Origin of the sequence: Tistlia consotensis USBA 355, assembly GCF_900177295.1 — a bacterium.
GTDB classification, from domain to species: domain Bacteria; phylum Pseudomonadota; class Alphaproteobacteria; order Kiloniellales; family DSM-21159; genus Tistlia; species Tistlia consotensis.
Genome location: NZ_FWZX01000045.1, coordinates 1 through 24,616, shown reverse-complemented (window position 1 = coordinate 24,616; position 24,616 = coordinate 1). Strand labels below are relative to the sequence as shown.

The following is a 24,616-nucleotide window of genomic DNA, read 5'->3' as shown; positions in this document are numbered from 1 at the left end:
CCTCCTCTCAGGACTGACTCCCACCGAGCCAGCGTGTGGCCCGCGTCCGACGCGGCGTGCGCTCCTGCACGGCCGGCGCCAGCCCCGGGCCGTCCTTCGCCAGCGTCTCGAGGGCATCGCGCCGGCGCGCCCTGACGGCCTCGCGATCGGAGCGGACGCCTTTCGGTGCGGCCGCTCCCGCCCGAGCGGGCGCCGCGGCCGGCGACGAGCCTTCCAGCGGCCGACCGGCAGCGAGGGCCAGCGCCGTGCTGTTGGGCTGCAGCAGGAAGCGGACGCGGCTGGCGGAGACGTAGATCAGATTGATCTCCTCGCCGCGCTCGGCCTCGGCCTCGGGATCCGCCGCGGGCGTCATCAGGTCCGTCGCAGCCGGGAAGTCTTCCGCTAGGCGCACCTGGTCCCATTCTCGTCCCTTGGCCCGATGCGCCGTGGTGAGCTCGATCTCCGCCTGGTCCGCCGGCCGGCAGCGGGCCGCCACGCCCGCGAGGAGCGGTCGCAATGCGCGACCGTGGCGCTCGACCAGGCGTACCAGCAGCTTGAGCTCCGCGCTGTCGGTCGCCCCGGCGAAGTCCTCGAGCTCCGCCCAGTCGGCAAAGCCCGCGAGCGCCGTCGGGAGGCGCCCGGGCCGGCCGGCCTTGAGGTCCAGCGCCCCGGCGGCGAGCCGTTGCAGCTCCTCGACGCCGCCGACGACGGAGATCGGCAGGGGATCGGTCGCGAGGGCCTCCTCGAGGAGGCCGGAGATGGTCCGACAGACCACGGCATGCCGTCCCGTGACCGGACCGATCGTGCTGTTTCGGTCCTCGCGCCCGCGCAGCGGCTTCTCGGGAGGCCGCGGCGCGTGGCGAAGCAGGCCGTTGGCGAAATCCGCCACCGCCTGGCCGAAGCGCCAGGACCGCGTGAGATGGAAGGTCTCGCCGTCGACCCGCTCCAGCGCGTCGACGGCGCCGCGCCAGCGGTAAATCTGCTGCCAGGGGTCCCCGATCCAGCAGGTCCTGAGGCCGATCAGCCGGGCGGCCTCGATCATCACCTCGTTGGCGTCCTGCGCCTCGTCGAAGCCGAGCGCGCCGAAGCGCCGCGTCAGCGGCGCGCCCGCCATCTGCCAGAGCTTGAGGTAGTGATCGTGTCCGAGCGGCAGACGGCGCTCCGACAGCCGGCTCCAGAGCTCCTGGGCATCCGCCAGGGCCTGCGCTCCTCCGAGCAGCGCCACGGCATGGCGCTCGTCCAGCCGATCGTCCGCCGAACGACAGAAGCGCGCGACGGCCTCGAGGGCGTCGGCGGCGCGCAGACCGGCCGAGAGACCGACGCGGGCCGACCAGCCGAGCGCGGCCGCCAGCTCAGGCGGCGAGTGCCGATCGACGACGTCTTCCCTCCTCAGCCCGAGCCCGGCGAAGGCGGCCCCGTTCGCGGTGCGGGTGACCACCCAGGGCGGAAAGCGACCGCGGGCGTCGAGCCGGTTCTGCCGGTTGAACACCAGCACGAGCAGTGGCTGCTGGACCGCCTCGGCCTGCAGCACGAGCGTGCTGCTCTTGCCGGCGCCGGCGGCCGCAACCGTCTTGATGTCGCCATCGCCGCGCCGCCAGGCATCGACGATGGCGCGCTGCTCGTCCGAAGCAAGCACGCTGACAGCGATCCGATGTCGAAGCCCGACGCCGCTCGCTCCCACGGCCTGCCCGAGGGCAGGCGGAGCGGGACCGACGACGTCAGGGCAGGCCTTGTTCCGCGATCAGGCTCTCACGCTGCGTGCAGGAGGGTCAAGATTCTTGCCGTATCGGTGGTAGAGCCGTCGGCCTAGGGTGGGGCCGGCTTACTCGGAGCCTGGCTCGCGGGCGTCGAGCAGGTCTCGAGCTCGCTCACCCGGCCCTGGCCATCGATCAGCAGGATCCTGGCGAACCGGTGTTCGACGTCGATCTGCCGTGCCGCGAGCGCGTAGGTTTCCGCATCGGCCAGCCAGTAGTCGTTGAGGAGAGCGAGCCAGAGCGAGTCAGGCACCGCGGCGCAGGCTCTTTGCTTGGCGGAGATCCGCTGCTCGAGCACCAGCTGCGCGTTCAGCGCGATGTCGGCGCTCGTGTTCCCGGAGCCGAGGACTCCCCAGATCCGCTTTTTTCGCCTGCAGCCCGGCCGGCGGGTGTGAGCGCACACCCTCACGGCCGTGCCCAGGACCGCGCGCTTCGCTTCGCCCGCTGGCGGCCCTGCGGCGAGCAGCTCCATCAGCCAGGCGGCCAGCTCCGACTCGAAACGCTTCGGCTTTGCGATCGGCAGCTCGAATGTCACGCCGAGCTCGATGGACTCCGGCACCGACGGCCCCAGCGCCTCGTCCAGCCTATCGAGCAGGCGCAGGCCGGCGTCGTCCTGGCCGATGCGGCTGCCGAGGCTGCCGTCCGGCGCAATCGTCGGCTGGACGAGCTGGCTGACCTCGATGCCAACGACCTCACCGCAGAGAGTCAGCTCGAGATCCGGGGGATCGCGGCCTGCCGCAACGCTGCACCGCTCGCGACCGCCGAAGTACTCGACGAGCGCGTCGCCGGCGAACCTCTCTTCTGGGCGCTGCGTCGGACCAACCATTCCCGATCACTACAATAACAATGCCAGATGCACGCAATCGATCGGCTCCTTCGACCGGATGCGGATCAGCGCCTCAAACCGCCCATCGTGGTGGTTGCCGTCGACCACCTCCCACTCCACGCCCTCCAGGCTCTGGCCGCTGGTGTCCGTGATTTCCTGCATCACCCTGGCGACCGAGGGCCCTAGCCTCGCTCTGCTGAGATCGTACCAGCCTTTGCACGGCAACCCGATCGTGAGGGGATCTTCGCCCACCAGCCTGCCCATTGAACATTTGCTCCTCTCTCAGCAGAGCATATTCAAGCGCCACACTTTCGCCGGCCTGCTCCGCCGCATTACCCCAAACGCCGAGGCAGACACTGCGGGCCTCACCTTGCCCGGCTGCTGCGGAGCGCGTCCAGGGACAGGAGCAGACGACGGCGGAACCTGCGTCGTTCGGCGGCGGGCGCGGTCTCCAGGAAGCCGGCGGTCGCCTGCAGCAGCTCGCGCGCCTCGGCATCGAGCCGCTCCTGCAGCTGCGCGACCAGGTCGCGATCGACCTTCGGGCGTGCGGTCTCGTCCGCGCGCCGGATCTCTCCGGCTGTCCTGCGCAGCACGGCGGCCCAGATCGCCGGCACCCACAGCTTGACGGGAACCAGGCCCGCCGAGCGGCGGCGCGCGGCCATGGCGCGTTGCCGCTCGGCGGCGCTGCGGGGAGGCCCGGCCACGACCCGTCTCTCCATCATCGCTGCGCCGGCAGGTGATCGTCCGGGATGTAGTCGCCGAAGCGGGTCGTGTTGCCGTCGAAGGTCAGCTTGCGGCTGCCGATCGGGCCGTGGCGCTGCTTGGCGACGATCACCTCGCCCAGGCCGTAGACCTCTTCGCAGCGGCGCTGCCAGTTGCTGTAGCGCTCCCGGTACTTGTCGTCGCCCTCGTTCTCGCGGCGCTGCGGCTCGGCGCGCTCCAGGTAGTATTGCTCGCGGAACACGAACATGACGACGTCGGCGTCCTGCTCGATCGAGCCGGACTCGCGCAGGTCGGCGAGCTGCGGGCGCTTGTCCTCGCGCTGCTCGACCGCGCGGCTGAGCTGGGAGAGCGCCAGCACCGGCACGTTGAGCTCCTTGGCGATGGCCTTGAGGCCGCGGGTGATCTCCGAGACCTCGTTGACCCGGTTCTCCGCGCGGCTGCCGCCGGGCGGGCTCATCAGCTGCAGATAGTCGACGACGATCATCGACAGGCCCTGCTGGCGCTTCAGGCGTCGCGCCCGGGTCCGCATCGCCGAGACCGAGATCGCCGGGGTGTCGTCGATGTAGAGCCGGATCGTCGAGAGGCGCCGGCTGACGTCGACGACCTTCTCGAAGTCCTCGCGCGAGATGTCGCCGCGGCGCAGGGCGTCGGAGCGCACCTCGCTCTGCTCGGAGAGGATGCGGCTGGCGAGCTGCTCGGCCGACATTTCCAGGGAGAAGAAGGCGACCGTCTCCGGCTCCTCGACCTCGCTGCCGTCGCCGGCGTGCTCCAGCCGGCTCGAGGCGGCGACCTTGAAGGCGATGTTGGTGGCCAGCGCCGTCTTGCCCATCGAGGGGCGCCCGGCGAGGATCAGCAGGTCCGACTTGTGCAGGCCGCCGAGCAGGGCGTCGAGGTCGCGGAAGCCGGTCGGCACGCCGGCGATCTTGCCGTCGCGCTTGTAGGCCGCCTCGGTCAGCTCGATGGCCTCGCGTAGCGCCGTGCGGAACTCCTTGAGGCCGCCCTCGGTCTGGCCGGTCTCGGCCAGGCGGTAGAGCCGCTCCTCGGCCAGCTCGATCTGCTGCGGCGCGCCCAGCTCCAGGTCGTGACGGTAGGCCTCGTTGACCACGTCCTCGCCGAGGTCGATCAGCTGCCGGCGCAGGTAGAGGTCGTAGACGATGCGGCCGTAGTGGCGCACGTCGACGATGTTGACGTAGTTGGCGGCCAGCTCGGCGAGGTACTGGGAGCCGCCGACCTCGGCCAGGTCGCCGTCCTGGTCGAACTTGTTCTTCAGGGTGACGGCGGTGGCCAGCTGGCCGCGCTCGATCAGCAGGCCGCAGGCCTCGTAGATGCGCCCGTGCGCCGGGTCGGCGAAGTGCTCTGCCAGCAGGAAGTCGCTGACCTTCTCGTAGGCCAGGTTGTTGGCCAGGATCGCGGCCAGCAGGGCCTGCTCGGCTTCGGTGTTCGCCGGCGGCAGGCGCAGCTCGTGCTCGCTCTCGGCAAGCAGAGGAATCGCGATCGACATCTCAGGATCCTCCCCGTGTGAGATCGCCGCCGGACGGCCGGTCGTAGCGACGCCCGCCCCCCGTTCCGGACCGGGGGCAGGCTCCGAGCCGGGCCAGCGCCGCCTCGCTGACCAGGGGGCGAGGCATGCCGTCGCCGCCAGCGCGGGAAGACGCGGACCGGCTCGGTCCGGCCGCCTCGTCATCGTCGGCTTCGATCTCCGAGGCGATCTGCTTGAGGTAGCCGCAGGAGACCACGAACCGCCGGGCCAAGGCCCCGATGGTGGCGCCGTCCCGGCGGGCAGCCCGCACAGCCGCCGGATCGACCAGGCAGCGGGGCCGGGCCCAGACCGGCCTGCCCCCGCCCAGGCGGGGGATAGGGAGACGCCCGTTGCCTCGCAGCTTGGCTTCCAGGGCCTCGGCCCAGAGCCCTGCCCTCGCGGAAGCGGGGGGCGGCGGCCGGCGACCGGCGGCGCTCATCGAGCCGCACTCCCGGCCAGGATCCGCTCGATCGAGACCTCCGGCCGGCAGCCCGCCGCCGAGGTGCCCCGCTCGAGGCCATGCTTCAGAACGCCGCCCAGGTAGGCGAGAGGGCCGACGCTCCAGTCGAAGCCGGTCCGCTGCTTCAGGAGCACCTCCCCCAGGGCCAGCCAGGCCCGCGCGCCGTGGCGCTCGGCCGCCCTTCGCCAGAACCGCCGATCGAACTCCTCGAAGCGGATCTCGCTCTCGGCCAGGCGAAGCAGATAGCCGAGGGCTCGCGCTGCCCGGCCATCCGGCGCCCCGGCCCGGGCCTTGCGCGCCATCGCCGGGGCCAGGCGCCCGAGCGCGGCCATGGCGACGATCGCAAGCGGGTCGTCCGGCGCCAGCTCCGGCGGGTCGAGGTCGCTCTCCTCCGGCCGTTCCGCCATGGCGAGGCGCGGGGCCGCTGGTGCGCCACCCCCTCCGCCGCTCGTCTTTGGCGAGCGTCTACACTGTTGGGGGGTTGGGGTAGGCACTGTTGTAGAAGCTGAAGAAGACTCTTTCCGATTCACCCGTCCGCACGAAGATTCACCCCCTCGGGTGGAATCCGGCCGACGGCTTCCCACTGGACGGCCGGCTTCCGGCAAACTGCGTTGCACAGGCGTCGGCCGGCTGCTGGAGGCGTTCTGGCCCAGGAGCCGGCCGTCGAGCACCTCGTAGAGGTTCGTGTCGTTGAGCCTGCGCCCTTCGACGCTGCCTTCCGGCAGCCGCCTCCGCGTGACGGCGAGCTGCGGCTGGAGCGGAGCGGGGCCTTGAACGAGCCGCGAGACGGCGAGCTGCACCGCCCGTTCTGAGAGCCCGGCCCGCCGGGCAATCTCCTGGACGGACGGATCGACGATCCGACCTCCGGCCTCGCGTGCCAGGCGCACCAGCACCGCGAGAACGGCTGCCTCGGAGCGCCTTAGATGGGCAAGGAGCTCGGCCGGCAGATAGCGGAGCACGAGGTCCGCCTGGGCCGACCGATCGGGCCGGCGGTACGGCCGCGTCGGCCGGCGCGCGGTTTGGTCGCCCGCAGCGGTGGGAGCTCCCTCCATGTCGCTCAACAGGGAGGCCACCCGTCGCTGGTCGACGCGCGTCGCCAACCGCCGGCGTGCCGCCGCGCTGATGCGCGCGAGGTCAGCCGCGCGCTGCGCCTTTCGGTCGACAGCAGCCGACCCCGTTCGGGCCGGAGGCACCGGCCCGTCGTCATTCTGTGACATGCGTTCACCTGCTCGGCTGCGGCCGAGGCGAGGGTCCCGCGTATCGCGCGGCCGCATGCCGGCGATCGCTTGGACCAGCCTCTTGGCCCGCGGCAGGCAAAGCTCACCCGTCTTCGGAATCCGCGTTTTTCGCTTGATCCCGTTGCCATTCTGTCGTACCCAGGAGATGGATTGTTTTGATGGTTCTCCTGGGGTCCGGCAGGGGTGCGAGCCTTGCCGGCCTCAATTTTTCTGGGCCTTGGCCTTGGTTTCGTCCTAGTGCTGGCTCGGTCGTTTCCCCCTCTTCTGCGTTAGCAGGTCAGCGATGCCGGCCGGTTGGCCGGTGCGCCCAGGGCCGTGCGCGTGCGGGCGCCGTGCCCCTTCACCCTTCCGCGCCGGCGCGACTCTCGTCGCTGCCCTTGCGGCTCGATCTGGAGCCTGGCGGCCCGCGATGCGGGTCGGCGGCATGGACCAGCTCGGCGAATCTCAGCGGACTCTGCGTGATCCCGGCGGCGCGGGTCAAACAAAAACGGCAAAATCGCCGTATTGATACGTGATAAACCACGCATTATTGCCCGGCGGGACCGCTTGTTCGACAGGGATGGCAGAGGCCTGGTGGCGGACCGGCTCGCGCGGCGAGGGCGGAGGGATCGCGGCTCTGTCGCTGCTCTTCCACCGCCCTCGCCCGGGTGCGACCGGGTGGGGGAACCCGGCGCGGGGGGTATCAGCCTTGTTCCACCAAGACAGGCCGACGATCCGCGAAACACCCCCAATGTGTCAAGGTAGAAACCGCAAAATAGCCGTATATAGGCGCGATTTCGGACGTATTCGCTAGGCCGATATCGGCATTTTGCCGCGCCGCGCGACGTTGCCGTCCGCCGTCCCTGGAGACGCGGCGCGCCGCCGGCAGTCCGGACCACATCCGGCAGCGCCGCGGCAGCTGTCTGCCCATTCCTCGTCGAGCGATCCATGTCATTGAGGTTACCAGATCTGGGTGCCCTCCCCAGGGCGCACCACCACATAGCGCGCAGAATCGGTACGAAGATTCCCTATCCGGCCAAGCGGCGCCGTACCGATTCTGCGTAGCCGGCACGGCGGGCGTCACAGTGCCGCGCAGAATCGGTACGAGCGCCCGGGCACGACTCCGCGAGACCGCTCCCGGACCACGGAGCCCGGTGGCGCAGAGCCCGACGACCCAGGGGTCAGGAGACCGGGGACCGGGGGTCAGGGGGTCAGGCCGAGGGCACGGGCCAGGGCTCCGCTTGGCGCGCCGGTAAGCGGCAGGCCCAGGCTCCGTTCCGCGCTGCGTATGGCCTTGCGCGTCCGCGGCCCGAGCAGGCCGTCGGGCCGCCCCGGATCGAAGCCGCGCGCGACGAGGGCTTCCTGCAGGCGTCGGACGAGAGGGTCGGCGCCTCGTGGCACGGAACGATGCGATGAAGCGCCTGCGCTCACGCGCTCGAGGCGGAGCTCGACCCCCGCCAGGCCCGTCGCGGGCGAGGCGGTGTTCGGCCGGGGCAGGCCGGCGGCGGCGAGTGTGTCGGCCGCCGCGACGGCCCGGTTGGCGGCAAGCAGCCGGGCCGCCTTGCCGGAGCCGCCGGCGACCGGAACCAGGACGAGCCGGGCGTGCGGATCGGCGAGCAGTCGTCGCCGCAGCGTGCCGACGAGTCCGGACGGCAGTCGAGGCAGGGCGGCCGATCCCGGCCTGAACTCCAGCCGCCAGCTGCTCGCCGGCTCCGGCGGCGGGATCGACGCCGGCGCCGGACTGGACGGGGCCGGAACCAGCGGATCGAGGATCCGCCGCACATAGTCGATCTGGTCCTGACGCGCCGGGATAGCAGCGCCGATCGGCGCTGCCTGCCTGGCGAACTCCGCCGGCGGCTCGGCCGGCAGGTCGGCCGCGGGGGGAGCCATCGAGGCCGGGGCCCGGCCCGCATCGTCGAACGCGAGAGCGCCGGCGAGGTCCAGTGTCCTGCAGCCGGTGAGCACGCCGCAGCCGAGGGCGGCGAGCAGCAGCGCCGATCGCCAGGCGCGCGCCGCGGCGCCGACAGCGACCAGGCTCCCGGCGGCGATCGGGTCGCCGCGGCGGATGGGTGGTCGCAGAGCCGGCGAGCGTGAGCCCTCACGCCGCCGGCGCGCTTCCGGGGCGCGGCGGAGCCTCATCATGACCCGCGCGCGCCCCGGAAGCGGTTCATGATCAGGTTGACGCCGGCGCCGGCGAGGCCGCCGAGCTGACCCGTCATCTCGGGCGAGCCCACCGCACCGCGGCGGAGCGCGCCGATCGACCGGGCGGTGAGATACTGGCCCGCCGCGACCACGGCGGCGGCGGAGGCGGCGGAGTCCGAGGCGCCGGAGAGGTTGGCCGCCATCCGCGGCGCAGCCAGATGGAGGATCATCGAGGCGAAGCCGAGCACCAGCGTGAACCAGTAGGATGCCCGACCGAAGAGACCGACCGACGCGGAGCCGCCGATCACGAAGCTGAACGGCCAGGGCAGCCAGGGCTGGACGGGCTGCGCGCAATCGACGAGGCGCGCCAGCTCCGGCAGGAACGAGGCGAGGACATAGCCCGTCAACCCCATGGCGGCCGAAGCGAAGACGACCGTCAGCGCCCCGGTCAGACAGAGGCGCAATCCGCCGACGGCAAGCCCCCGCGTCGCGGGGAAGAGCAGGCCGACCAGCAGCAGCGGCGAGGTGGCGGCGATCGCAGTGAAGTAGAAGATCGTGGTGACGATGAAGGCCGCGAAGACCCCGAGCACGAACAGATAGGGGATGGCGAGCAGGAACCAAGGGATCCAGGACGACGAGACGACCGCGGAGATGAAGCTGTCCATCCGCTCGCCGGCGACGAGGACCAGTGTCATCGGCACGGCCTCGACGTTCTGCCAGAGCTCGACGTAGGGTCCGGTGAGCTCCGGTCGCACCGCGGCGACCACGGGCTGGACTCCGAGCTTCTGGAACGGAACCGAGATGACCAGCCGTGCGACGTCGACGGCCGTGCCTTGCAGCAGGTCGAAGACGAACTCGAAGAGGAACGGTGGATCCCCGTCGCTGCTCGAGCCCGCCGCGGCGAGCAGGATGGCGAAGATGACGCAGCCGAGCAGCAGGCGGAGGATGAGGTCTCGCGCGATGGGGGCCGCGTCCCGGGGCGAAAGGAAAAGCCGGGCTGCGGCGGTGACGATCAGCAGCAGCAACACGGTCGCCAGCAGATCCGGCACGACGGCCGCCAGGGCGGCGTGGGTTTCGCGGGCGAACTTCGTCGCGAAGTCCTGGACCAGCCAGACGAACTGGCAGAGCACGCAGTCGTAGTTGTGCTCGGAAAGCAGCTGTATCTTCGCGCAGGCGTCGATGGACGAATCGTCCGCGCGGGCGGCGCTCGGAGAGAGAGCCGCCAGCATTCCCGAAAGCGCGGCCGCTGCGATCAGGCCGGCCGGCAGGACCCTCCGCCTTCGCCGCACGGACTCTTGCGTGGCAACGGGCGCGGACCCGGTTGCCTGGATCGCGGCGTCGGCGGAGCTCCCCGGCGCTCCGTCGCCTACCGCGCCGGCCGCACCTGCACCTCGCCTCTTCGCCTCCGCGATGCGGCCGGCGCGGTAGGCACGCTGGAGCGGCCTGATCACGCGCCGCTCCAGCCAGGGCCAGGAGACGATGCGGAACGCGACGAGGGCCAGAAGGCTGGTCACGACGAGCAGGCCGACCAGGAGGGTGTTGGCGATCCTCAACCAGTGGTCCAGCACCGCGACACCGTCCCGCGCCATCACCAGGATGGCGGCAAGCGCCAGGTAGAGCGCTGTCGTGCGGGCCACGCCGACGCCCTCGCTACTCGTTCGTCGCCGGCGGAACGGCAGCCAGCGCGGCCCGGTCCGGCGCCGCCGTCCGCCCCTCCTCGGCCTCGTCGAGCGCCTCGACGACGGTCGGGCCGAGCGCCGCCTCGATCAGCGAGAGGCAGCTCTGGATCCTCCGCTTCAGGGCAGCGGGCAGGTCCGGCTCGCGCAAGGCCACCGACGAGGCGAGAAGATCGGGCAGCGGCCGCAGGGACGCTTCGAGCACGAAGAGCGCTTCTGCCAGGCTGCGCTGCGGCGAGCTCGGCAGGCTCTCGGCGAGCCGTGCGCGAGCCGGCGGGCACGCCAGCCGGCTCTGGCGGAGCAGCTGCAGCAGCTGCGGATCCAGCTCGATCCCGTCGCGCGCGAGATGCAGCTCCCGGCGCTCGAGGACCTTGATCGTCTCGCGGAGGCAGGCCTCCAGGACCGCGGACCGTCGCACGAGCGTCGCCTGGTCCGGATACTTCCGGGTCGCCTGGTCGCTGCGGGTATCGCTTCCCATCACGCTCGGCCTCCATTCCAGAACGTCACGATCGAGGCTCAGGCCTGGAGCACGGGCCGACCGGGTCGGCCGGCTCGCGCTCCCGCACCCCGTCGGGTGGCGTCTCGAGCACGTGCCCGGCGAGGTCGCGGATCGTGGAGAGGCGATCGCGACAGGCCGGCTCACGGCAGCCGCCCGGCGCGCGACACCCGGCTGCCGTCGCGTCCGCGGCCTGTTCCCGGATCGCCTCCAGAGTGGCTGTCAGCTGCCGCGCCCGCGCCACGGCCTGGGCCGCGTCGCTGATCCGCCCGACCTCGCCCGCGACAGCCTGGACGGCCTCGCCGAGCGCCCTGCAACGCTCCGAGAAGGCCGCGACGGCGGCCTCGGTGCGCGGCAGAAGAGGGCGCGGCCGGCAACCGTCGAGGTCGTCACGGCTCACCGGCCGTCTCCCCGCCCGTCGCCTTCCCGCCCGCCTTCGGCCCTCGCCATGCCGAGCCGCTCGGCGATCCCGGCGGGCAGGGGTGCGCGACCGGTCAGCGCCGCCATGAGATCGGCCGGCGGGATGCCGAGGTCGTCGAGCAGCTTTCCCAGTTCCGCCGACTCGTTCTGGAACCGCTGCTGCTTGTAGGCGTCGAGACCGCGCTGCGAGCGCGCTATGTCTTCACGGGCCTTCGCCTTGCGTGCCCGATAGCTCTCGCGCACAGCCTGCAGCCGTTCGTGTTCCTTGCGCTCCAGCACTTCGAGACGCTCGTTCGCACGACGCAGCGCGCCGGCCAGGCGGTGCTCCGCGGGGTCGTCGTGACCGCCCCCGCGCTGCTCCCGCGCAGGTGCCCGCGCCGGAGCTGTCTGCGCCGCAGGCTGATCCGTCGCCTGGCCGGGAGCAGCGGCCTCCGCTGGGACGGCCGCTGAGGGTCGACGGCCGAGTTGTGTCTCGTGAACCATGTCGTCACTCCGCGAAGGCGGCCGGCCCGCTTGGACATCAGCAGACTGCCGGCCTGTCTCCGGCGCACCGGGACCTCGAAGCCGCGGCACGGTCTCGAGGTCTTCGATCGCGCGTGTCTTCCGCCCTCGTCGGCGATCGAGGGCAGGCCCCCGCTCCCCGATCGAAGTCGGGGACAAGTTTCGCGAGGATAAGCCTTGTTCCACCGGAACTCTGCCGCGTTGCTGCAGACAATACAACTGATATCGCGCGTCCTTGTCGGAAAAACAACGCAACTACCTGCGAGAGGTCTGATAAGATCGACCGCAGGCGCAATACCGCATTCATCCGGAATGCGGCTCGCGCGGACGGTTGCTGATGGGAGCTGTGGATGGCGAGGCCGCGCCCCTTCTTCGACGAGAGGGACTGGCTGCTCGGCGGCGGCGGCAAGGGGCGGCTGGATGAGGATTCCGGCGCGGAGACGCTCGCCATTCTGCTGATGCTGAAGGGGTCCGGCCGCCTTCGCGTCGCGATCCCGCCGAGGCTGGGCCAAGCACGCCGGCCGGCGTCGAGCCGACCGGCGCTGGCACGCGGCGCGAGCGGGCAGGGCAGCGCCGCCGCCCAGATCGCTGCGCCGCGGTCGCCCGGCCACTCTCTGGGCTCGCTGCCGAGCACGAGCTTCCACTTCGCGTTGACCAGCCACGGCCGGCGGGCGGACGGCCGCTCTCCTAGAGGCGCTGAGCGGACGGCGCGACGCCTGGCGAGTGCAGGGACCGGATCTGCCGGTGCGTTCGACGGGCCGGCGGTGCGCATGCAGCGCTACGTCGAGCGGCTCGACACCGCCGATCGGAAAGGCGAGTTGCTCGAGGACGCGGCCGGCGCCATCTCACTCGGAAATCTCGGCGCCAGCGCGCAGGAGCGCGTCGGCTTCTGGGCCGCTGTCGAGCGACAGGAACGCAGGAGCGACGCGCGCGTGCAATCGCGCCTGATCGCGGAGCTGCCGCATTGGCTGGCGCCGGAACGACAGCGCCGGATCGTGTCGTCCCTCGGCGCCGAGCTCGCAAAGCGCGGCCTCGGGTGGTGGGGCGTCGTACACCAGCCGGAGGTCGCCGCAGGCAGCGACCCCCGCAACGTCCACGCCCACCTCCTGTTTCACGATCGACCGGCCGAGCAGGACGCCGACGGCGCGTGGCGCTTCGCTCGTCTGAAGGACCGCGAGGTCCAGACATCCCGGTTCGTGGCGGCGCTCCGGCGCCGTTTCGCGGAGATCGTCAACGACGAGATCCTCGGCCAGTCTGCCGAGTCCGGCATCGCTCCTCCCCGGGTCTACGACCCGCGCTCCTACCGGGACGCCGGGCTCGCCAAGCAGCCGACCTATCACCTCGGCCGGTCGTTGACGAACCTTGAGCGGGCGGGCGAGCCGACCGCGCTCGGGGAGGAGAACCGGAGGCGCGAGTGGGACTGGCGGCATGCGGTGGAGTGCGGCCGTGCGCGCCGGTTCCTGCGATCCGCGACCGATCTTGTCGCGCAGCTGCCCGCGCTCGAGGGGATGCCGGCAGCGGCCGAGCGACGGCGCGGCGAGGCAACGGCCGAGGCGCTGGAAGAGGCGACCCTTGCCGCCGGCCGGCTCGTGCAGGCACCGGCCGGCGGCAGGCAGGGAAGCGGCGCGGCGCATTTCGCGAAGCGCCGGCTGGCCTGGGCCGAACGGGGCCGTCGCCGCAGCCGCGACCCCAGGCGCCGTCGGTTCTTCGAGGCGGCGCTCTCGCAGCTCCGTCCGGTCGCGGCCGGCGGTCAGATGCCGGACGACCGCATCTCCAAGACGGGCAGCGCTCCCGCAGCCGGGCAGGGTGCGCGGACGGCTCCGCGCTCGACGGCGGGAGCTTCGGCGGGGGCACGGTCTGCGCCGGGGCGCGAGGCCGCGCCGGCGGAGATCCTCGAGAGATTGACGCGAAGCGTCGAGCGGCTCGACACCGCCGGGTCGTTGAGACGCCTGGCGCAGCTGATCGCCGAGGAAGAAGCGGCGCGCCGCGCGTGGCTGGAGGCCGACAAGCTGGCGCGCGACCGGGAGGCGCGGCGCCTCGCCGCCCGCGTGGAGACGGACCTTGCGGCAGCGGCAAGGGCAGAGGCAGAGGGCCGAGGCCTGCTCGCCACTGCCGTAGGGCATCGCCCCGCGGGCGGCGACGACCGCGACGGCTCGTCGACCGGCGGCGCGGGAGCGGCCGCGGCCCGATGGGCCGCGGAGCTGGCTGCGAGAAATCGGCGCCTCGACCGGTCCGGCGTCTCGGCGTTGCGCCGGCTTCTGGAGCGGGTGCCGGAGACCGCCGGGTCGCGGTTCGAGGAGAGCCGCCTGCTTGCGATCGCCCTTCGCTTCGCCCTCGGCGCGGCGTTGCGCCGGCAGGCCGCGCGGGACGGCCAGGCGCTGCTCGAGTTGACCGCTGCCGGCCGCGGCGTGAGCGCTCACACGGCCGAGGCCCCGGCCGGACCCGGCGAGCTTCGCAATCGCTTCCTCGACGCGAGCCGCGAGCGCCATCGCCTGGAGGCATCCCTTCCCGCGCGCGCGGCCGCCATCGCCGGGCGTCTGAGGCAGGACGGCCTGGGCGTGCGAAGGGACGGTGACGGCCGGCCGTTCGTTCCCGTGCGACGACCGCGCCGGCCCAGGGACGCCGGCTCCGATAGCCAGCGCCGGCGCGACGGCCCTCAGCGGTAGCCCGCCGCCTTTGCCCGCATCAGGTCCTGCCTCGGCTGGACGGGCCCGGCGGTCGGGCGCGGCGGACGGGCGCGGCGGACGGGCGCGGCGGTCGGGACTTGACACGGTACACCAACGGTGTACCGTCGGATCACGACGCGGCGGGGCGCAAAGCGCAGGCCCGCTGCAGGAGGCAGAAGGGCCTGACATCATGACTCACCTTGCGAGTGATGCCGTCGAGCCGACGGCGACCATCGGCCAGATCGTCCGCGCGAACGTGCGTGTCCTCCTCGCCGACTTCGGGGAGGATCCGGCGCCGCCGCTCTACGATGCGATCTGCGATGCGATCGACGAAGCGGAGATGCGGGCCCTCGGGGTCGCCCTCTGCGCCCGTCACGATGCCCTGGTCGACGGCAGCTGGCGCATCGGCGGGGTCGACTGCGATCCCCACCTGCAGGCCGTGGCCGACGCGGTGGGATACGCAGACGCCGGCCGGGCGTGAGCCTGCTCGCGATCGCGCTGCAGGCCTGCGGCCTCTCCCAGCGCGAGGCGGCGGAGTACCTCGCTGTGCGTCTCGACACGCTGAAGAGCTGGAGCGCGGGCCGGAAGCCGACCAGGCCGGGTATCCTGTCCGAGCTTCGGGCGCTGGCCGGCCGGCAGGAGGCGGCGGCTGAGAGCTGCCTCCTCGCCTGGGAGCGAGACGGCCGGCCGGCCGAGCTTTGCTACGCGCTGGCCGGCGACGACGAAGCGGCCCGGCGGATGGGCTGGCCCTGCGTCGGGGCCCAGCGGGCGGTGGCGCGGCGTCTCTGGGAGCGGCTGCCGCAGGGGATCGCGCTCCGGATCACGGCGGGACCGCCGGCGGGCTGATCGCCGCGATCTGCTGACCGGGAATCGGCCCGCCGGCCTGGACGGCGCCGGTCGCCGCCCCGGGCGCCGGAGCGTCACGCCGGGAGGGCCGCGGTCAGAGCCTGATGCGTCAGGGTTCGAGACCGGGCGACCGGTGGCTCGCGCTCTAGTCGGACAATCCGACCGCCGCCTTGTAGAGGTCGAGCAGGGCTTCCTGCTCCTGGCGATCGCTCTGGTCCATCTTCCTCAGCTTGATCACCTGTCGCATGATCTTGGTGTCGAAGCCGGCCGCCTTGGCCTCCGAATAGACCTCCCGAACGTCGTTCGCGAGCGCCGCCTTCTCTTCTTCGAGGCGCTCGATTCGTTCGACGAAGGTGCGCAGCCTTTCGGCCGCGACTCCGCCGATGTCACCATCTCTCGGCATCCACGGATCTCCCTTCGATGGCGGTTGCGGGATAGGAGGAGGCCGCGGGCAGGGGCCGCAGCACCAGGTCCTGGCTCGGCTGGACGATGATGCGGGTGCCGCCGGGTATCCGCAGGATCGGCTTGATGGCCGCGGCTTCCTGCACGAGCAGGTCGGTGATCGGCTTGAGGCCGTCGTTGAGGCCCTTCGCCGCGCCCTGGGCGGCGGCGGCCGTGGGATCCCGCTGGACGATTGTGGTGTTGCCCTGGCCTGAGATCTCGACCGTGCCTTCGGCGACCGCGCTGCCGGCGCCGACAGCGGCGCCGACCAGGCTGGTGACGAGCGCGGCCCCGAAGCGCTCGAGGAAGCGATTGTCGAGGTAGCCGGTCGCACCGGCACGGCCCGCCTCGTCGGCCGTGTCGAAGGACATCATGAGGTGCTGGCCGTCTGGCCTGATGATCCTCTCCCAAGCGATCGGCAGCCGCCGGGCGCCCTGGGCGGCGAGCACGCCGTGACGGCCGACCAGGCGCGAGCCCGCGGGGATCAGGATCCGGCTGCCGTCGGCGCTCCAGACGTCGCGATCCACCGTGGCCAGCACCCGGCCGGGGATCTCGCTTTCGATGCCGCTCGCCAGAGTCGCCGGAATGCTGCGGTCGGTGGTCAGCAGCCGCGAGCGATCGCCCGGGTCGCTTCCCGCGACACTCGGCGCATCGACGTAGCCGGCGGCGAGCGGATTCGATCCGACGTCGGTTGGGTAGCGGCGCGCCATGCTGGGATCGTGGCGTGGCTGCTCGTAGCGCCAGCTGTAGGCGTCGAAGCGCGGCAAGGCCGGCGCCGGCGCGGGCGCGACCGGCGCCGGCGCCGGACGATAGGTCCCGGCCAGCTTCGCCTCGAGCGGCTGCGGTGCCCCGGCGGGCGCGGAACGCCGAGCCGGCTCCTGCCCCGCCGCATCGCGGCCGCTCTGTGCCTTGCCGGAACCGGTCGTCTGCGAGCCGCCGACCGAAGCCGCGGGCAGGGCGAAGAGCAGCACGATCTCGCCTTCGTGACGGCCCGCCTCGGCCGGGACGTAGTCGACGTCGATCGAGCAGCTGCCGCCGGCCGGAATGAGGCTGCAGCCCTGGCCGGCACGCACTGAGAAGGCCGGGATGCGGACGTCGCCGGCGGCGGCTGCCGGGCTGGCCTCTTCCCGGATCACCCGGGCGTCGCCGCCGGCGACGACGCGCTGGAGCGCGACCTCGCGATCGCCGTCGTTGGCCAGCACCAGCTGCTGCGTGCCCGGCGCCGCGAAGCTGAGGGCGTCCGGGTGCAATGCGGGACGGGCGCCGAGCGGCGCGGGTTCCGGGACATCGGGCAGCTGGTACATGCGCGAGGAGAGGGGCGGTAGCTCGGCCGGCGCCTTCGGCGGCGGTCTGCCGGGAAGCAGCCAGATCGCGCCGGCCGCCAGGCCTGCCAAGCCGAGGAGCGCCCCGACGACGAGGACGGGCTTCACCGGCCAACCTCGCCCGGCGCGGCGGTTTCGCCGCCCGAGCCGGGCGCCGGCGACCCGCCGCCGAGGCCGAGTGCCCCCAGAAGCCCGCCGGCATCGGCGCTGCGTCGCTCGCCGACGCCGGCTGTCAGGGCGGATCCCGGCAGCGGCGTTCCAGGCAGGAAGCCGTCGCGCATGCGGATGCAGACGACGCGGTCGCCGCTCTTGAGGGTGAGATTCCCGACTGCCTCGACCACCAGCACCAGCGGTCCCGTCGTCTCGGCCCGCCAGTAGTTCACCGGCCGGTCGACGCCATCCGACGTCTCGAAGACTGCAGGCAGGACGAAGCCCGGCCGATCGCCGGGGTCGCCGAAGTCGAGATAGGTCTTCTGCCCATCGTGCCAGACCCTGAGGGGCGCGGCGCCGGCGTCTTCCGGCCGTTGCACGAAGATCCCGAGATCGTCGAAGCGCAGCGCCGCCGGATCGAAGGGCGCGAGGCTGGCCCGAGCCGGCGCCGAGCCCGATGCCGGGGCCGCGGCTGGCGCGGCCGAGGCTGCCGGCCGCCCGCATAGGCCCGGCGCGGTGACGGTCGTCTTGAGGTCCGGCAGCTGGTCGGCCTCGATCGGCTCGGCCCGCAGGTAGAACGAGTAGATCATGCCGCTGCGGGTAATGATCTCGAGGTTGGTGTCGGCCTCGGGATTGGTGACCTGGACGGTGACGAGGTTCAGGCGAGGCTGGCGCACGAGGAAGACGCGGGAATCGCCGACCAGGATGTCGGTGATCTCCTCGCAGGGCGGCAGGTAGATCGACGAGACCATGAACTCGCGCACGCGCAGCCGGATGACGTCCTGCGGGGCCCAGGCGGCGACGCGGACGCCGGGCGCGATCTGGCCCGGCGCCGCGACCGGCTCGTCCCAGGCGCCCTGCACCTGGTCGAGCGGGCCGACGAAGACGCCCGGCGGCACGGCGCCCTGATAGGAGGGATCGGTCGGACCGGCCTGGGAGGCGTAGGCTCCCTGGGCAACGACCGGCGCCGCCGCCTGGGCCCCGCCGGAGCGGATGCCGGGGGACTGGGGCGCCTGGGACTGGGGCGCCTGGTAGACCGGGCCGCGGTAGGCGGCCCCCTGGCCGGCTGAGGGCTGCGAGAGCTGGTTGACGATGCTGGGTTGCGGCGGGAGCGCCTGCTGGCGGCCGGCGTTCGCGCCGCCCGCCGTCACGCTCGGGGGGATGCTCTGGGCCTGCGCCGGACCGGCGAGCGCCAGGACCAGGAGGGACAGCGCCAGCAGAGACAGGGCCTGGACAGCGCCGAGGGCGATCGCGGCACCGGGTCGGCAGAGCGGCTTGCGGCGTTCCAAGACTGGACCCCCGTGGTCAGGTAAGAGAGGGCTGCACGGTGTAGTCGACGACGGTGAACCCGAAGCTGAGCAGGCGGTCGCGCGCCTCGCCCGACTGGATCTCGCCGCGCGCATAGTCGACGGGCCGGAAGGCGATGCGCACGGTGGCGGTCCAGCGCGACCGCTGGACCTCGGTCTGGTGAGGGAAGGAGTCCTGGGTCTCGAAGTTCACCAGGTAGAAGTCCTCGGCGACCCGCGAGACGCTCTCGATCTTGACCGTGCGACTGCCGCCGCGCCGGATCATGTCGAGCGTGAAGCGCTTCTCCTCCGGGCTCTCGATGTCCTCGTAGACGGGCTTTTCCACCGAGCGCAGGTAGAGCCATTTGAGCCGCGCTTCGGTATGCCCGCGGTCCGGCAGCACCGTATGGCGCTGGGTGACCCACTGGGCGACCCACTGGGTCGTCGCGGCCTGCCAGGCGTCGAGATCGCGGTGCAGCGGCTCGACCGTCACGACCTGCTTTGATTCGGGGCTGACGGTCAGGAGCCACGGCTCGACCTGCTTCAGAGGCAAGAGGATGAAGTAGCCGGTCGCCAGCAGGGCGTTGACCGCCCAGGAGCCGACCAGGAGGAAGGCGAGGATGCGGTTGGTCTTGTCGAGCCGCCGGTAGGCGTGGCCGGTGTCGTGCCGGCCGGGCAGGTCCGGCCCCAGAGCGGCAGGCGCGGGGAGATCGCCCGCGCTCGCGGCCGGGTGCGCCTGACGCGCCATGCCGCGCCAGGGCCAGCGCGGCGGCGAAGTCCCGCGATCGCGGGCGAGGCTCCGGATCGCGCTCACGCGAGCGCCGCCGCGCCGCTCGCCCGGCTCGCGACCCGCGGCCGGGCGAGCGGGATCCTGACGTCCTGCAGAAGCATGGCCTTTTCCCAGTGCTGCGGGAGCTCCCGGCAGGCACAGGGGCTGGGAAGCGGCGCGGCATCGCTCTCACCGGCCCCGAGCGGCCGGTCTTCGCTCGGCAGGGCGCTGCATCCGGCGAGCAGCAGGCAGGCTGCGAGCAAGGCGGCGCGCATCACTTGGTCTCCGCCGCGAGCGATTCGGCCGGCTGCCGCTGGAGCTCCCTCGCGGCCTCGAGGCGCAGCTGCGCGGCGACGAGCGCGCGGGTGGCGACCTGCTCCTCGATGAGCAGGATCAAGGCGTCCTGCAGCGAGGCCATCTGGCCGCGCAGGTCGGTCGCCTCGGCGCCCGCCTTCCGCAGGCCGTCGAGGCGCGAGGCAGCGAGCGAGCTGGCCTGCAGGCCGTTGAGCGCAAGGCCGTGGGCGTCGACGGCCGCCATGGACAGCTCGCGGCGCAGGCGCTGCGCGACCTCGACCTGGCCCTCGTAGGTGCGCGGCTGCGCCGCCGGCGCATAGGTCGCCGCCGAGAACGCGATGGCCGAGCCCGCGCTGTCGAAGAGGTCCGCCGGCAGGTCGCCGGCGAGGTCGTCGGGGATCGCCGAGTAGGGGGCGGCGGCCGCCAGGGTCACGACCTGCCCGGCGCCCGACAGCAGGCCCGAGGCCTTGCCGCCCAGGAGCTGGCCCGCCTCGCCGACGACGCTGCCGATCGCCTGGTCCAGCACCGCCCTCAGGGCCTCGGGGGACCGGGGCGAGCCGTCCACCAGGCGGTTCATCGCGGCGACCGTCGCGGCCGCCGTCGGCGTCGCCCGCTGGCTGGCCACGAGGTCGGTCCAGGAGGCGACGCCGCCCGGCAGCAGGTCGGCGAACTTGAAGAGGCTGCCGATCGGTCCTTCCGCGCCGACCGCGCTGCGAAGGCGGTCGGTCGAGGTCAGCAGCTCGAAGAGCCGCTGCAGCTGGTCGGACTGCAGGCTCTGCATCGCCACGAGCTCGATCCTGTTGGTCGGATCGTTGACGATCTGGCCGAGGCCTCCGAAGAAGGCCTGCACCGTGACGCTGTTCGAGGCGAGCACGGCGAGAGTGACGGCGAAACCCGCCGCCGGCAGGCGCAAACGTCGCCACGGCCCGCGGCGGCCGCTCCGGCGCCGCCGCCCGCGAAGGCCCCGGGCTCCGTGGTCGGCGGCGAGGGGCCGGAAGGCGACGAAGCGGACCGCGGTGGTCCTCGATCGCGTCGTCATGGGGTGTCTCCTTGCATCTGCAGCAGGTACTGCTCCGCCCAGGCGGCCTCGCCATGGCACGCGTAGCAGGCCAGCGCTCGCCGGCGGCTCTTGTCCCCGCCGGCGAAGAAACCGAGCTCCTGTCCGATGCCCGAGAGGTTGAGGTCGATCACGACCGAGTCGCCGGCCTCTTCCTTCCGGACGAGCATGGCGTGGGAGAGGTGGGCCGTCGGGCCGTCGCCGCGCAGGAAGTCCTGCTCGCCCTCGGTGAGGCCCCAGCTCGCGAAGTCGTCCTCGCGCGTGCGCCGGGACCGGAAAAAGAGGTGGGTCGGGGCGTTGGTGCGGACGTCCGAGGCGAACGCCGGCCCGAAGCCCTCGAGGGAGCGCGGATCCTGGAAGCAGGCGCAGATGACCTGGCGCTTGCGCCGGCCCTCGCGCAGGCGGCGCACGAACTCGGCTCGAAAGATCGGATGCTCGAGCATCGAGCGGCACTCGTCGACGATGACCAGGGTCGGGTCGCCGGTCGCGGCCGCGACCTGGTCGATCCGCCAGAAGATCTCCTCGACGATCGGCGCCGCCAGGTCGGGATCTGCGAGCGCGGTCGAGAGGTCTATGGCGAAGGCCCGGTCCTGGCCGAGCTCGAAGTCGGTGCCGGAAGCGAAGACGCCGCCGTAGGGGCCGTCGCCGATCCACCGCTCCAGACGCCGCCTCGCGTCGCTGCCCGGCGGGAAGCAGGCTTCGGCGAGGACCTCGATCCTCCGATCCGCGGGATCGAGGGTGGCGAGCGTCTGCATGGCGCGGTCGATCATCGCCAGGGTCTCGTCCTCGCCGCCGGCCATGAGGCGAAGCAGCATCGAGAGATGCTGGCGGCTCGACCCGTCCAGCCGCTGCTGGAAGGGCTGGAGGCGCGCGGCCTGGACGCCCGGGCCGAGCGGGCCTGAGAAGGTGATGTAGCGTGCCCCGTACCTCAGTGCCCAGGTGAGCGCCGAGTAGCCGCGATCGAGGTAGAAGACGCGCAGGTCCGCAAAGCGCTCGAGGGCGGCGGTCGCGAGAAAGGTGAGGGCCGTCGTCTTGCCGGCTCCGGTCGGCCCGAAGACGATCGTATGCCCGGGCGCCTCGCGCTCCTCGCTCGTGTGGAAGGCGAAGCCGTAGGCGCCGCCCTCGGCGGTCGGCAGCAGGGCGACGGGCGAAGGCCCCCAGTCGCAGCGGGCGAGGCCCTGGGAGGGTTGCTCGAAGGCGACGAGGTCGGCCACGTTCGCGCTGAAGAGGTGGGTCTCGCGCGGCCGCTCGTCGAAGGTCGGCAGCAGCGAGAAGAAGGTCGGCCCCGCACAGAGGGTCTCGGTGATCGGTCGAACCTGGTGGCTCGCCAGGACACGCCGGATGGCCGTCTCGGCTTCCTCGAGCTCCTCGGGCGAGTCCGCGATCGCGAGCACGGTCAGCTGGTAGCGGCAGAGCTTCTGCTGCTGCTCGGAACCGGAGGCGAGCAGGCGAAGCGCCGCGCCGAACTGCTCGCCGTTGCTCGCCCACACGACCGATGCAGCCTGGTCGCCCTTGCGCTTGACCATCAGCTCGGCCTCGCCGTCGGGAATGACGACGACCTGCTGGCAGACGGTGATCTCCGCCTCCAGGGCCAGCAGGTCGGCGAGCAGCGCTTCGCTCGACTGCCGGCCCGGACGCTGGATTCCGATCAGGCGGGCGTAGCGCGGGGCCTCGCCGCCGTGGAACTCGAGGAGCCCGCTGTCCCGGTGAAGGTCTATGGCGCCGCCGTAGAGCGCCTCGTCGAGCGCATGGCGCTCCCGGCCGACCACGGCGTTGCCGTCCTGGTCGAGGTTTGCGGGATTGAGGAGATAGGCCCAGAACTCGAGGGCGCCCTCCTCGAGCGCCAGTGCGCGCGCGTGGTAGCGGGTAAGGATCTCGCAGCTCGTCCTCAGAGCCTCGTTCAGGCGTTGCCGGGCCCGGTCGTCGTCGCCGGGAACCGTGAGAACGGCCCGGAAATGCGTCTCGTAGCTGCGCAGGAACCGGCGATTGTAGGCGCGCATGAGCCGCGCCCGGGCAGGATGGCCGGCGCCCTCCGCGATGGGCAGGCGCCGCAGCCTCCTCTGGGCGAACACGCGGGTCGTCACGCCCGAGGCCTGCAGGCTCTCGATCCACGCCTGCCGCGCCGCACGCAGCTGGAAGAGCTCCTGGCGCTCCATCGCGGCCGTGGGCGCGCCGGGGATGGCGAGCATGATCGAGAGCGCGCCGTCCTTGCAGCGCAGCGTCACGCCGTCCTCGAGAGGCTCTGCGAACGGCAGGTAGTCGATCAGCCTGGTTTCCGTGATCCGGGGCAGCGCCCGACGGCGCAGGGCCGGCACGGCGAGGCTGCCGAGCAATCCGAGGGCGACCGTGGAGCCGAAGGCGACGACGCCTTTCGAGAGCTCCGAGGGGCCCAGGTTGTCGACCAGTTGCTGCAGGGCGTCGATGCTCATGGTGTCGATGCTCCAGCGGAGGTGGCCCGGCCGGCGCGCCCGGAGCGAGGGGTCGCCGGCGGGGCTCAGTGCAGTCGCTGCACGGCCCCCGGCAGCCGCTCGCGCGAGCGGGTACGCTGCCGGGGAGCGACCGGCCGGCCCTGCAGGTAGCAGGTGAACAGCCGCGCGACGAAGGGCTCCCGCAGATAGCGGATTGCCAGGACAACGTGGGCGACGACGGCCACGACGAGCAGGAACTCGAAGCGGATCCCGCCGCCCAGGATGGCGCCGGCGACGAGAGCGACGAGAAAGGAGACCAGCAGGTTCGCCGCCCACAGCGCCGGCGGCACGTAGAGGACGTGCCCCGGCAGTGCGACGGCCGAGAGGATCGGCGAGCCTTCCAGGCGGATGGCCAAAGGGGCGCTCCCCGTCGCCGGCCTAGCTTGGATTTCTCGGACCGGAAGCGGCCGCCATCGCATCTGGCAGGCTCGATCCGCCCGGAGAAGTCCGAAGAGCGTAGCCGGCCCTACGGTCGAGGACATCGACGCCGCGGGCGACCCTGTCAGGTGCGACCCGTAGGGCGCGCGCCCTCGCCGCACGGGCTGCGTCGAACCGCTTGCCCGATGCGCCGCATCGCGCTGCGCATTTCTCCTTGCCCGTCCATCGATGGCGCACGTGGCGACTCCTTCCGGTCCGAGAAATCCAAGCTAACCGGCGATCGCCGTGCCGAAGCTGCTCTGGCCCTCGGTGATCCAGCTCACGATCTCCGGGCCGATCAGCAGCAGCAGCAGCCCGAAGGCGATTCCGGCCAGCCAGCCCCAGGGCGCCTTCTTGAAGAAGAAGAGCACGGCGACGGTCAGGATCCCGCCGCCGGCCAGCAGGCGGATGAGCGGAACCGCCAGGTTGAGCCCGCTGGCGCCCTTCGACTTGACCGTCGAGAAGGGATCCGCCGTGTCGGCCAGCGCCTGCTCGGCGCCGGGCACGAGGGCGGGTAGCAGGAGCACGAGGGCGAAGGCGGCGAGGGCGAGCAGGGCGAGGGTCAGCCTCTTGCCGAGGCGGTGGGGCGTTCCGGGTCGAGAGCTGCGAGCGGACTCGCTCTCGGCCGATGCGAAGCGGCGCATGGGGCAAGTTCTCCGGCGATGCAACGAACCCACGCGAGCGAGGCGGTGCCTCGCCTGCGCGGAAGACAGGCGTTGTTCCGCCGGCAAGACTACGCCGGCCGAAATCGCGTGTAAAGCGCGTGAAACAGCGCCTCAATGCGTTGTATTAGTCGCATCGGTGGCGCGAGCTGACGGCGCCCTGGGCGCGCACACGACATCGGCCGATCGAGCCGCCACCGGCGCGCGGCCCGGGCTAGGAGCCTGTCCGGCCAAAGGCGCGGCGGTTTGGGCGGCTGGGTGGCTGGGGGCGGTGGCTTGTCGAGCCGTGCATGTCTGGTGGTCAGGCGGTGCGTGCGATGAGGAGCTTTGCGAGGTTGTGGACGGTGCAGACGAGGGCCCACTCGTGACGGACCTTGGCGTATCCGCGCAACAGGAACTGGCGGAAGCCCCTGGCCGCCTTGATCTGGCCGAACACCGGCTCGACGACCTGCTTCCTGAGGCGGTATCGGCTGCGCCGGCCGGCGCGTCTGAGCTTGGCGTCCATGGCGGCCATGCGGCTGCCCG

At 72.3% G+C, this 24,616-nt stretch carries 24 protein-coding genes; 3 read left to right on the top strand and 21 right to left on the bottom strand.

The window, feature by feature from the left end; genetic code table 11:
- Positions 1 to 7 precede the first annotated feature (7 nt).
- The 11 genes from B9O00_RS30120 to B9O00_RS30060 form a co-directional block, all read right to left on the bottom strand.
- Positions 8 to 1,615 (bottom strand): UvrD-helicase domain-containing protein, encoded by a 1,608-nt coding sequence (locus B9O00_RS30120; protein ID WP_085126819.1) that lies wholly within the window; start codon positions 1,613 to 1,615, stop codon positions 8 to 10.
- Between the two features lie 170 nt (positions 1,616 to 1,785).
- Complete coding sequence (locus tag B9O00_RS30115; RefSeq protein WP_085126817.1) at positions 1,786 to 2,559, bottom strand: hypothetical protein; 774 nt, start codon at positions 2,557 to 2,559, stop codon at positions 1,786 to 1,788.
- 9 nt (positions 2,560 to 2,568) lie between these two features.
- A complete protein-coding gene (locus B9O00_RS30110) occupies positions 2,569 to 2,823 on the bottom strand; it encodes a hypothetical protein (RefSeq protein ID WP_085126815.1) in 255 nt (84 codons plus the stop codon).
- Between the two features lie 101 nt (positions 2,824 to 2,924).
- Positions 2,925 to 3,263: a hypothetical protein gene (locus tag B9O00_RS30105; RefSeq protein WP_143596407.1), complete on the bottom strand. Its 339-nt coding sequence runs from the start codon at positions 3,261 to 3,263 to the stop codon at positions 2,925 to 2,927.
- A gap of 14 nt (positions 3,264 to 3,277) precedes the next feature.
- A complete protein-coding gene (locus B9O00_RS30100; protein ID WP_085126811.1) occupies positions 3,278 to 4,783 on the bottom strand; it encodes a replicative DNA helicase in 1,506 nt (501 codons plus the stop codon).
- A gap of 453 nt (positions 4,784 to 5,236) precedes the next feature.
- Positions 5,237 to 5,668, bottom strand: coding sequence for a hypothetical protein (locus B9O00_RS30090; protein ID WP_085126807.1), 432 nt, complete (start codon positions 5,666 to 5,668; stop codon positions 5,237 to 5,239).
- Positions 5,669 to 7,681: 2,013 nt separating this feature from the next.
- Positions 7,682 to 8,617, bottom strand: coding sequence for a peptidoglycan-binding domain-containing protein (locus B9O00_RS32830; protein WP_200808714.1), 936 nt, complete (start codon positions 8,615 to 8,617; stop codon positions 7,682 to 7,684).
- Positions 8,617 to 10,257: a TrbL/VirB6 family protein gene (locus tag B9O00_RS30075; RefSeq protein ID WP_085126803.1), complete on the bottom strand. Its 1,641-nt coding sequence runs from the start codon at positions 10,255 to 10,257 to the stop codon at positions 8,617 to 8,619. Before B9O00_RS30075 ends, B9O00_RS32830 begins: the two co-directional genes overlap by 1 nt.
- A gap of 13 nt (positions 10,258 to 10,270) precedes the next feature.
- Positions 10,271 to 10,777, bottom strand: coding sequence for a hypothetical protein (locus B9O00_RS30070; RefSeq protein ID WP_143596406.1), 507 nt, complete (start codon positions 10,775 to 10,777; stop codon positions 10,271 to 10,273).
- 22 nt (positions 10,778 to 10,799) lie between these two features.
- On the bottom strand, positions 10,800 to 11,192 hold the full coding sequence (locus B9O00_RS30065) for a hypothetical protein (protein WP_085126799.1): 393 nt from the start codon (positions 11,190 to 11,192) through the stop codon (positions 10,800 to 10,802).
- Positions 11,189 to 11,491, bottom strand: coding sequence for a hypothetical protein (locus B9O00_RS30060; RefSeq protein ID WP_143596405.1), 303 nt, complete (start codon positions 11,489 to 11,491; stop codon positions 11,189 to 11,191). The genes B9O00_RS30065 and B9O00_RS30060 overlap by 4 nt, the downstream gene beginning before the upstream one ends.
- 572 nt (positions 11,492 to 12,063) lie before the next feature.
- Between B9O00_RS30060 and B9O00_RS30050 the strand changes: the two genes are divergently transcribed.
- The 3 genes from B9O00_RS30050 (at position 12,064) to B9O00_RS30040 (ending at position 15,225) form a co-directional block, all read left to right on the top strand.
- Positions 12,064 to 14,379, top strand: coding sequence for a MobA/MobL family protein (locus B9O00_RS30050; RefSeq protein ID WP_085126792.1), 2,316 nt, complete (start codon positions 12,064 to 12,066; stop codon positions 14,377 to 14,379).
- Positions 14,380 to 14,569: 190 nt separating this feature from the next.
- Positions 14,570 to 14,860 (top strand): hypothetical protein, encoded by a 291-nt coding sequence (locus tag B9O00_RS30045; RefSeq protein ID WP_085126790.1) that lies wholly within the window; start codon positions 14,570 to 14,572, stop codon positions 14,858 to 14,860.
- The gene (locus tag B9O00_RS30040; protein WP_085126788.1) at positions 14,857 to 15,225 is read left to right on the top strand and encodes a hypothetical protein; all 369 of its coding nucleotides are present in this window, start codon (positions 14,857 to 14,859) and stop codon (positions 15,223 to 15,225) included. Before B9O00_RS30045 ends, B9O00_RS30040 begins: the two co-directional genes overlap by 4 nt.
- A 145-nt stretch (positions 15,226 to 15,370) precedes the next feature.
- Here the strand turns inward: B9O00_RS30040 and B9O00_RS30035 are convergent, their stop codons facing one another.
- The 10 genes from B9O00_RS30035 to B9O00_RS29990 all read right to left on the bottom strand — a co-directional run.
- Positions 15,371 to 15,628, bottom strand: coding sequence for a DUF2312 domain-containing protein (locus tag B9O00_RS30035; RefSeq protein ID WP_085126786.1), 258 nt, complete (start codon positions 15,626 to 15,628; stop codon positions 15,371 to 15,373).
- The gene (locus B9O00_RS30030) at positions 15,612 to 17,096 is read right to left on the bottom strand and encodes a TraB/TrbI/VirB10 family type IV secretion system protein (protein WP_085126784.1); all 1,485 of its coding nucleotides are present in this window, start codon (positions 17,094 to 17,096) and stop codon (positions 15,612 to 15,614) included. Before B9O00_RS30030 ends, B9O00_RS30035 begins: the two co-directional genes overlap by 17 nt.
- Entirely contained in the window at positions 17,093 to 18,427 is a 1,335-nt protein-coding gene (locus B9O00_RS30025; RefSeq protein ID WP_143596404.1) for a TrbG/VirB9 family P-type conjugative transfer protein, read from the bottom strand. Before B9O00_RS30025 ends, B9O00_RS30030 begins: the two co-directional genes overlap by 4 nt.
- A gap of 16 nt (positions 18,428 to 18,443) precedes the next feature.
- Positions 18,444 to 19,238 (bottom strand): VirB8/TrbF family protein, encoded by a 795-nt coding sequence (locus B9O00_RS30020; protein ID WP_085126779.1) that lies wholly within the window; start codon positions 19,236 to 19,238, stop codon positions 18,444 to 18,446.
- Positions 19,235 to 19,468 carry a hypothetical protein gene (locus B9O00_RS30015; protein WP_085126777.1) on the bottom strand — a complete coding sequence of 78 codons (234 nt, stop codon included), beginning with the start codon at positions 19,466 to 19,468 and terminating at the stop codon, positions 19,235 to 19,237. Before B9O00_RS30015 ends, B9O00_RS30020 begins: the two co-directional genes overlap by 4 nt.
- Positions 19,468 to 20,526, bottom strand: a complete 1,059-nt coding sequence (locus B9O00_RS30010) for a hypothetical protein (RefSeq protein WP_143596403.1) — start codon at positions 20,524 to 20,526, stop codon at positions 19,468 to 19,470. The genes B9O00_RS30015 and B9O00_RS30010 overlap by 1 nt, the downstream gene beginning before the upstream one ends.
- A complete protein-coding gene (locus B9O00_RS30005; protein WP_085126773.1) occupies positions 20,523 to 22,973 on the bottom strand; it encodes a VirB4 family type IV secretion system protein in 2,451 nt (816 codons plus the stop codon). Before B9O00_RS30005 ends, B9O00_RS30010 begins: the two co-directional genes overlap by 4 nt.
- Before the next feature lie 65 nt (positions 22,974 to 23,038).
- Positions 23,039 to 23,368: a hypothetical protein gene (locus B9O00_RS30000; RefSeq protein WP_085126771.1), complete on the bottom strand. Its 330-nt coding sequence runs from the start codon at positions 23,366 to 23,368 to the stop codon at positions 23,039 to 23,041.
- Between the two features lie 291 nt (positions 23,369 to 23,659).
- Positions 23,660 to 24,073 (bottom strand): TrbC/VirB2 family protein, encoded by a 414-nt coding sequence (locus B9O00_RS29995; protein ID WP_085126769.1) that lies wholly within the window; start codon positions 24,071 to 24,073, stop codon positions 23,660 to 23,662.
- A 319-nt stretch (positions 24,074 to 24,392) separates the two neighbouring features.
- Positions 24,393 to 24,616 (bottom strand): transposase (locus tag B9O00_RS29990; protein ID WP_200808713.1); only part of this gene is annotated, 224 nt, incomplete at its 5' end.

Excerpts from the sequence above, each read along its gene's own strand:
- B9O00_RS30115 (WP_085126817.1), bottom strand. The coding sequence starts at position 2,559 with ATGGTTGGTCCGACGCAGCGCCCAGAAGAGAGGTTCGCCGGCGACGCG.
- B9O00_RS30110 (WP_085126815.1), bottom strand. The coding sequence starts at position 2,823 with ATGGGCAGGCTGGTGGGCGAAGATCCCCTCACGATCGGGTTGCCGTGC.
- B9O00_RS30100 (WP_085126811.1), bottom strand. The coding sequence starts at position 4,783 with ATGTCGATCGCGATTCCTCTGCTTGCCGAGAGCGAGCACGAGCTGCGC.
- B9O00_RS30090 (WP_085126807.1), bottom strand. The coding sequence starts at position 5,668 with ATGGCGGAACGGCCGGAGGAGAGCGACCTCGACCCGCCGGAGCTGGCG.
- B9O00_RS32830 (WP_200808714.1), bottom strand. The coding sequence starts at position 8,617 with ATGAGGCTCCGCCGCGCCCCGGAAGCGCGCCGGCGGCGTGAGGGCTCA.
- B9O00_RS30050 (WP_085126792.1), top strand. The coding sequence starts at position 12,064 with ATGGCGAGGCCGCGCCCCTTCTTCGACGAGAGGGACTGGCTGCTCGGC.
- B9O00_RS30045 (WP_085126790.1), top strand. The coding sequence starts at position 14,570 with ATGACTCACCTTGCGAGTGATGCCGTCGAGCCGACGGCGACCATCGGC.
- B9O00_RS30035 (WP_085126786.1), bottom strand. The coding sequence starts at position 15,628 with ATGCCGAGAGATGGTGACATCGGCGGAGTCGCGGCCGAAAGGCTGCGC.
- B9O00_RS30015 (WP_085126777.1), bottom strand. The coding sequence starts at position 19,468 with ATGCGCGCCGCCTTGCTCGCAGCCTGCCTGCTGCTCGCCGGATGCAGC.
- B9O00_RS30010 (WP_143596403.1), bottom strand. The coding sequence starts at position 20,526 with ATGACGACGCGATCGAGGACCACCGCGGTCCGCTTCGTCGCCTTCCGG.
- B9O00_RS30005 (WP_085126773.1), bottom strand. The coding sequence starts at position 22,973 with ATGAGCATCGACGCCCTGCAGCAACTGGTCGACAACCTGGGCCCCTCG.
- B9O00_RS29995 (WP_085126769.1), bottom strand. The coding sequence starts at position 24,073 with ATGCGCCGCTTCGCATCGGCCGAGAGCGAGTCCGCTCGCAGCTCTCGA.